Genomic DNA, 7,410 nt, shown 5'->3' on the forward strand with positions numbered 1-7,410 from the left:
CGCCCGAACCCACGGCGGCGCGCACGGCGCGGCCCTCGATCTCCACCACCAGGATGGCGGCGGTCGCCTCCTGGCCCTGGGCGCGCGCTACGGCGGCGGCTAGGGGTTCCAGCTTCGATTGCAGCCGCGCGTCCAGGGTGGAGACCACGCTCGCCTGGCTGACCGGTGCGGCGCGGGCCAGCTCGCCGGCCGCGTGCCAAGCCATGGCGGGGAACGGCGCCCGGCCGGGCAGCGGCTCGCTCTCGGCCTCCGTCGCCTCGGACTCGGTGATCGAACCGGCGCGGATCAGCTTGTCCAGCACCTGTCGCCGCGCGGCGCGAGCGGCCTCCGGACGTCGATCTGGGCGGCGGGCCTCCGGCGATTGCGGCAGGGCGATCAGCAGGGCCTGCTGGCCGAGCGTCAGGGTTTCGGGCTCCTGGCTGAAGTAGGAGAGGCTGGCCGCCCGCACACCCTCCAGGTTGCCGCCATAGGGCGCGAGGGTCAGGTACAGCGCCAAGATCTCGCGCTTCGACAGCCGCGCCTCGATTTGAACCGCGCGCACCATCTCAATCAGTTTCGAGCCCAGGTTGCGCGGCCGGGGCTCCAGCAGTCGCGCGGTCTGCATGGTAAGCGTCGAGGCGCCGGACGTGACCGCGCCGCTGGCGATGGCGCCGCCGCCAGCCCGCAGGACAGCCAGCGGATCGACCCCGCGGTGCAGCCAGAAACGTTCGTCCTCGACCGCGATCAGACGGCGCTGGAAGCTCGGATCGGTGCGAGCCAGATCAGCGCGGATCCGCCACCGCCCATTCTCCACAGGCAGGGCGCGCAGCCAGGCGCCGCGTCGATCCAGGGCCACGGGCGACGACCGCTGTCCCCGCGACAGGTCGGGCGGCAGCAGGGCGTCGAGCGCGAATACGGCGACCTCCACGCCGAGCAGGACGATGAGGCCCAGCGTCAGTCGCCGGACCCCACCGGAAACGCCGCCGCTCATTGCCCGGGCGCGATCACCGTGCGGCCGGCCGCCGTCCGGGCGTTGAGGCTCGGGCGGTACATGTCGCTGGCCTGGGCGCCGGGCAACAGGAACTCGCCCGCCGTCACGGCGCGCGCCACATAGGCGAAGGCGAAGGGCGCGTTCCCCTGAAGATCCAGAGCGGCCACATAGCGGTCGTCACGGGACTCCTGGACGTCGGCGCTGGTCAGCTCGCCCAGGAACTTGAACGGTCCGCTCTGAGCGTCGTCCGGACCCAGCACCGTCTCGATCTCGAAGCCGGCCGGCAGGGGATCGTCGACCACCAGGGCCATGGACCGCGCCTGTCCCGAGCGCCCGGAGACCAGGACGATCACCCGATCACCCTGATTGAGCGCGGCGGGATCGACCGCGCCGCCGGTGAAGCCGATCAATCGTTTTGACAGCGTGATGCCATTCTGTTCTGGAGCCGGCGGCGCCACGGGCGCGCCGGTCACCGTCACCGTCCGCCAGAGCGCGCCGGAGCCTGCGTTGACGAACTTCGCCTCGGCGAGCTTGCCGACCGCCCAGCGCGGGGCGCCGCCGGCCGCCTTGAGCGGGATCGCGCCGGTGGCGGCGATGTTGATCCGGCCCGCCGCCTTCAGCATCCAGTGGGCGGCCTGCAGCAGGCGCGCTTGTTCCTGGGTGTTGAGCGCGTCCGGGTCCTTGACCGCGTTCTCCAGCCGCCCTTGCAGGCCGCGGGCGAGGTCGGTTTCGCCAGCCTCATAGGCGAGCGCGATGACCGCGGCGATGTCGCGAAGCGGGCTCTGGTACCAGTCGCTCTCCTCGCGATAGCCCAGGGACCGCACCGCTTGACGGAAGGCCGAGCGGGCGCGCGACCGGTCGCCCATGAGGGCCAGGCCCGCGCCGACCTGGGCCTTGGCCAGCGGCGAGGCCTCAGTCTTCATCTGCACGTCGTGCCACCAGCGCAGGCGAGCCAGATCGCCCTTGCCCCCCTTGGCCAGAACATAGAGCGCATAGGCCGAGGCTCGGCTGCGCATGGTCGCCGTGGCCTTCTTCGAGGCGTCGGGCGAGCCCGCCCACCAGGCCGGATACTCCAGGCGGTAGGACACCGAGGCCCAGCCCTCGGGCCGCGAGATCTGGCGCATGGCGGTGAGCGCCCGGTCGATGGCCTGTTGCGGCACCGGGGCCCCGGCCTTCTGGGCCTCGATCAGGAAGTCGGTGGCGTAGGCGCCCAGCCAGGCGTCGGCCTCTCCGTCCCCCACCCGCCAGAGGCCGAAGGCGCCGTCCAGGGTCTGGCGGTCCAGCAGCTTGCCGACCGCGGAATTCAGCGCCGCCGAGGTGCGCCGCAACTTCGGGTCGGACGACACCTCCTGGGCGTAGAGCAACGGATAGGCGCCCGACACGGTCTGCTCGGTGCAGCCGTAGGGATAGCGCGACAAGGCCTGGGCGATCGGCCCGGGATCGAAGCCGCGGAACGGCGAGTAGCTGACCTGAAGGGTCGCGTCCCCCGCCGCCAGCCCGGCGAGCAGGCCGGGGACCGGGGTGTAGGACGCGCCGGATTGCTGCAGTTCGATGGTCGTGCGGGTGATCGGGCTCCAGCCTAGCCGGGTCTGGATGGGATAGTCGCGAGCGGTGGAGAAGCCGGGTCCGGTGACCTTGAAGCCCACCTTGCCGATCCCGGCCCGCAGGGGCGCATTGAACGGAATCCGCTCGGCGATCCGCTGGCCCAGCGCCAGTTGGAAGGCCTTGCGGAAGGGCGCGATCACCCCGCCCTGGGCGGTGAGCTCGGCGATGTAGGATCCGACCTTCCCCTCCAGATTGTGCAGTTCGAGGGTGGCGAAGGCCTTGTCGCCTGGGGCCAGGAAGCGCGGCAGCGATAGTTCGGTCACCACGGGCTCACGCACGGTCAGCGGCTTGGACGCCGCGCCGACAGCGGTGTCGGTCCAGGCCACGGCCATCAGGCGCAGCTCGCCGTTGAACTCCGGCGCCGGCAGCTTGATCACAGCCTTGCCGTCCAAGCCGGTCTCCACCACCCCCGACCACAGGGCCACGGTCTTGATCGGCGTGACCGTCAGTCCTTCGCCGCCGATGCCGTCGGCGCCGAAGCTCACATTGGCCGGGGCCCCCAGGTTCGGATCCAGCAGGCGGCCATAGTCGTCGCGATAGTCGAGTGTCAGCGCCCGCTTGCCGAAATACCATTTCACCGGGTCGGGGCTCTCAAAGCGGGTGAGGCGCAGGATGCCCTCGTCCACCGCCGCAAGCGTGACCCGCGCCCGGCCGCCGAAGCCCGCGCCCTTGATGGTGATCGGCACCTCCAGCACGGCCTTGGAATCCACCTTGGCCGGCGTGCCCAGGGCCACGTCCAGCCGGCGGTTCTTGGGATCGAGCGGGACATAGACCAGGCCCAGCGCCCGGCGCGGCTTGGGCGCGGCCACTGGGTCGCGCGGCTGGATGACGCTGACCAGCACATAGGCCCCGCCGCCCCAGGCGCCGTTGGTCTTCAGGCGCACGGTCGCGCCGTTCTTGCCGACGGTCACCGTCTTGAAGTCGATCAGCCGGTCGGTGGCCACGGCGATCTGGGCCTCACCCGCATAGGGCGGTTTCAGCGTGATCTCGACCGTGTCGCCCTGGCCATAGGTCTTTGGTCCAGCGGTGACGCGCACGAAGTCGGGCGCCTCCACGTCCTTGGCCGGCGCGCCCCAGCCCGAGGCGAAGCGGATGAGGCTCGCCGCGCCGCCCGGTCCGGTGAGTTCGAGGCGATAGTCGCCCCAGCCCAAGCGCCGGGCGATGCGCGCGGGCTTGCCGGCCTCGATATTGATCGTGCCGCGCGCCACGACCACGTCGCGGCTGGTCCGCCGCCATTGCCAGCGGCCGTCCTGCTGGAACCAGTCATAGTCCCAGTTCTCCGCCACCAGGCTGTAGGTCGCGCCCTTGGCGGCCACCCGCTTGCCCGCCGTATCGGCGGCGATGATGTCCAGCAGCATGGTCGGGTCGCCGCGGGCGTCGGTGTCGCCCTGGTCGATCTTGACGCCCAGATAGAGCGGCTTGGTGCGGACCTTGAGGTCCAGGCCCTCGCGCACCGGACGTCCGCCGGGCTCGAAGACGCTGGCGGTGAAGGTGGCGCTCAGCGGCTGGGCGGTGTCGCCCGCCTCCGCCGAGGAAATGGCCAGGACCGCGCGGCCGGTTCCGTCGGTGACGGTCTGGCCGATCTCCAGGAACTTCTCCTCGAAGGGCGTGCGCTGGTCGCCCCACTGATAGCCCTCGAACTGCGGGAACGGATCGGCGTCGACCCGCAGCCGCGCCTCGCCCTGGGTCTGCAACCCCGCCCCCGCCGCGCCGTAGAGGAAGCGGGCGGTGACGTCGATGTTGCGGGTCTCGCCGCCCTTCATGGCTACAGCTTCCTGGCCGACGGCGGTGACGGCCAGGCGCTGCGGGGCAAAGTCCTCGACCGAGAACGAGAGTTCGCCGGCGGGCTTGTCCAGGCCCTCGATCTCCAGCTTCGCCGTCCAGCGGCCGCGCGGCGCGCTCCTGGGCACATCGATGTCGACCGTCACCGCGCCATTGGGGCTACCGTCGAAGGGATAGCGTTTGAACTCCACGCCCGAGGGTCGGCGCACCACGATGGCGCCCTTGCGGTCCTTGACGGCCTTGGCCTCGCGGTCGCGTAGCAGGGCGTTCAGGTGGACGGTCTCGCCGGGCCGATAGATGCCGCGGTCGGCGTAGAGATAGCCGTCGATGGCCGCGGCCACGGAGCGGCCGGAGACGCCGCCGCCCTCCTGGTTGCGCCCGCCGATCCCCTGTTTGGAGAGGTCGACCGGCGCGCGATCGAGGTCCAGCACCGCCAGGTCGCCCTGCGGGCCATAGGCCATGACCATCTTGGCGTCGGCGGCGCCTTCGCCTTCCAGCAGCGGGCGGTCGAACTTCGCATGGCCCTGGGCGTCGGTCCTGGCCTCGGCCAGGTCCTCGCCGTTGCGGGCCACCAGGGCGACGCGGACGCCCGACAAGGTCTTGGCGGTCTTCAGCGACCGCACGACCACGTCGAAGGCGTCGGAGCCGTCGTAACCCGCCAGCGCCATGTCGGTGAACACCACCCAGCGCCGGGCCTGGGCGGGGGGATTGGGGTCGTAGCCTTCGTCTGTCCCGCCATCGTCGGTCTTGAGGCCACGTCCGCCTGAGGCGTCTTTGGCCTTCACCACATAGGCGCCGGCCTTCATCTCCTTCAGCACCGCGCCCAGGGGGAAAACGGTGGTGGTCCGCTCTCCGGCCCCCTGGGTCTGGACGGCGATCTCGCCCTTCCAGACCACGCGGCCCTCGTCGTCTGCGCTGTCGGAGCCGTATTCGTCGGGATACTGGCCTTCCCCGGACGGATCGGGGGCGCTGATCGACTTGCGGACCAGGTTGCGGTCGACCACCCGCCAGACCTCGATCTGCAGTCGGCTCACATTGACGGTCTCGATACCGATGCCGTCGGCGTCCTCGCGCGGCAGGATCACGCCTTCGCCGGCGAAGCCCACATAGGGCGGCTTCTCGCCGAACACGAAGTCGACGTCGGCATTGGCGGCCAGGACATCGCCATTCTTGGCCGGCAGGCCCTTCAGCAGCGTCACGCGGCGGTCGGCGAAACCGAGACCCGCGACGCAGAGCTCCGACCCCCTCACCGACACCGCCGGGCTGCGGCCCAGGTCGGGTGAGACCAGCACGAAGTCGGCATAGGGCTTGGAGGCGTCCAGCGGCCGGGTCAGCTCCACGCAGGCCAGGGGCTCGGACTTGGAGGTGTCGATGCGGTTGCGCCAGACGGCGAAGCCCTCGGGTTTTGGGACGCCGCGGCGTGGGGCGCCCGCGCTGCGTGGCTTGCCGAACAGGGACCAGCCTTGCGCCCCGGGTGCGGTCGCGGCGGGTTTGGCTTGGCCGAAGCCGTCGATGCCCTTGGCCGCCAGAAAGCCCCCGCCGAACGCCGCCACGAGCAGGCCGGCGGCCACGGCGCCTGGCACCCGGCTGGCGCGCACCTTCTGGGCCCAGGCGCGGAGTCCAGCGGCCTGCGCGGGCGGGTTCGGCGTCTCGTCGCTCGCCATGACCTGTTCCCCATCGCCAGACTGCCGCAGGGCCGATGGGACGCGAAAGCCAGTTCAGCGTCAATCGGGGGTTGGCCCCGTGATCCAGTCAACATTTTCGTGTTGCGGCGCGGTCGGCTGCAACGCTTGACTCAAATGGGCGTTGGAGTCGCTATGATCGACCGATGCCGCATTGCAGCATGAATGTTGGAGGCGTTTATGACGGAAAAGCCGTTCGCCTATTGCCTGTCCCACGCCGAGGCCGGCTGGGCCTGGCGCATCGTGGATGAAGAGGGCGAAACCGTCGATCAGGGCGTGGACATAAGCCAGTCCGGCGCACAGGCCGCCGTGGAGTCGGCGATCCGGCGCGCCTCCTCCGAGGGCCGCGCCTAGGCGTTCCTCCGCGTCTCTTGACGGCGTCGGCGCACGGCGGTCCAGTCCTCGGCAGAAGCGCGCATCGCGCCACCGACCAGGAACGTCTTCGCCATGAAATCAAAGCTGCTGGCCGCCACGGCGGTCGCCCTGCTGGCCCTTGGGCCCGCCGCCGCGCAGACCGACAAACCCACGCCGCCCAAGCCCACGCCGACAGAGGCCAAGGCCTTCGTCGACAAGGCCGAGGCCGACCTCGCGGAATTCAACAAGTATGTGTCGAGGGCCTCGTGGGTGCGCGCCACCTACATTACCGCCGACACCCAGTGGTTGGAGGCCAAGGCCACCGGCGAGCAGAACCAGCTGGTCACCCGTTACGCCATGCAGGCGGCCCGCTACGACGGCGTGGCGGTCGATCCGGTGACCGCGCGCAAACTCAAGCTGCTGAAACTCTTCCTCGTGTCGCCGGCGCCGGACCGGCCAGGGGCGGCGGGGGAGCTTGCAACCTTGAGCACGCGGCTCAACTCCGCCTATTCCAGCGGCAAGTTCCAGCATGGCGGCAAGACGCTGACCCTGAACGACGCCGAGGACATCATGGCCAAGAGCCGCGATCCGGCGGAGCTCAAGGCGGCGTGGGAAGGATGGCATTCGGTCGCGCCGGCGATGAAGGCCGACTACGCCAAGCTCGCGGCGCTCTCCAACGAGGGCGCGGCCGGGCTCGGGTTCAAGGACACCGGGGCCCTGTGGCGGTCGAACTACGACATGGAGCCCGACGCCTTCGCCGCCGAGACCGATCGCCTCTGGACGCAGGTCGAGCCCTTTTACAAGAACCTGCACTGTTACGTTCGCGCCCGCCTCAACGACAAGTATGGCGACGCGATCCAGAAGCGCACCGGCCCGATCCGCGCCGATCTGCTGGGCAACATGTGGGGCCAGCAGTGGGGCAACATCTATGACCTGGTCCAGCCGAAGACCGCCGCCTCCAGCTACAGCCTCGACAAGCTCCTGGAAGACGGCGGCTACGACCCGGTGAAAATGGTC

The 7,410-nt window shown here is 70.4% G+C and carries 4 protein-coding genes; 2 read left to right on the top strand and 2 right to left on the bottom strand.

All coding sequences use genetic code 11. The features are described 5' to 3' along the window. Both RMO04_RS12510 and RMO04_RS12515 read right to left on the bottom strand, forming a co-directional pair. On the bottom strand, nt 1–970 hold a 970-nt coding region (locus RMO04_RS12510; protein WP_309645113.1), incomplete at its 3' end, for a transglycosylase domain-containing protein. Then, a complete protein-coding gene (locus RMO04_RS12515) occupies nt 967–6,021 on the bottom strand; it encodes an alpha-2-macroglobulin (protein ID WP_309645114.1) in 5,055 nt (1,684 codons plus the stop codon). The genes RMO04_RS12510 and RMO04_RS12515, both read right to left, overlap by 4 nt. 198 nt (nt 6,022–6,219) lie before the next feature. Here RMO04_RS12515 and RMO04_RS12520 point away from each other — a divergent pair, with 198 nt between their 5' ends. Together RMO04_RS12520 and RMO04_RS12525 are read left to right on the top strand one after the other, a co-directional pair. Continuing rightward, nucleotides 6,220–6,393: a hypothetical protein gene (locus tag RMO04_RS12520; RefSeq protein ID WP_309645115.1), complete on the top strand. Its 174-nt coding sequence runs from the start codon at nt 6,220–6,222 to the stop codon at nt 6,391–6,393. Nucleotides 6,394–6,486: 93 nt separating this feature from the next. Continuing rightward, a partial coding sequence (locus RMO04_RS12525) for a M2 family metallopeptidase (protein WP_309645116.1) occupies nt 6,487–7,410 on the top strand: 924 nt, incomplete at its 3' end.

The sequence above is a fragment of the Phenylobacterium sp. genome, assembly GCF_031412415.1.
Lineage (GTDB): Bacteria > Pseudomonadota > Alphaproteobacteria > Caulobacterales > Caulobacteraceae > Phenylobacterium.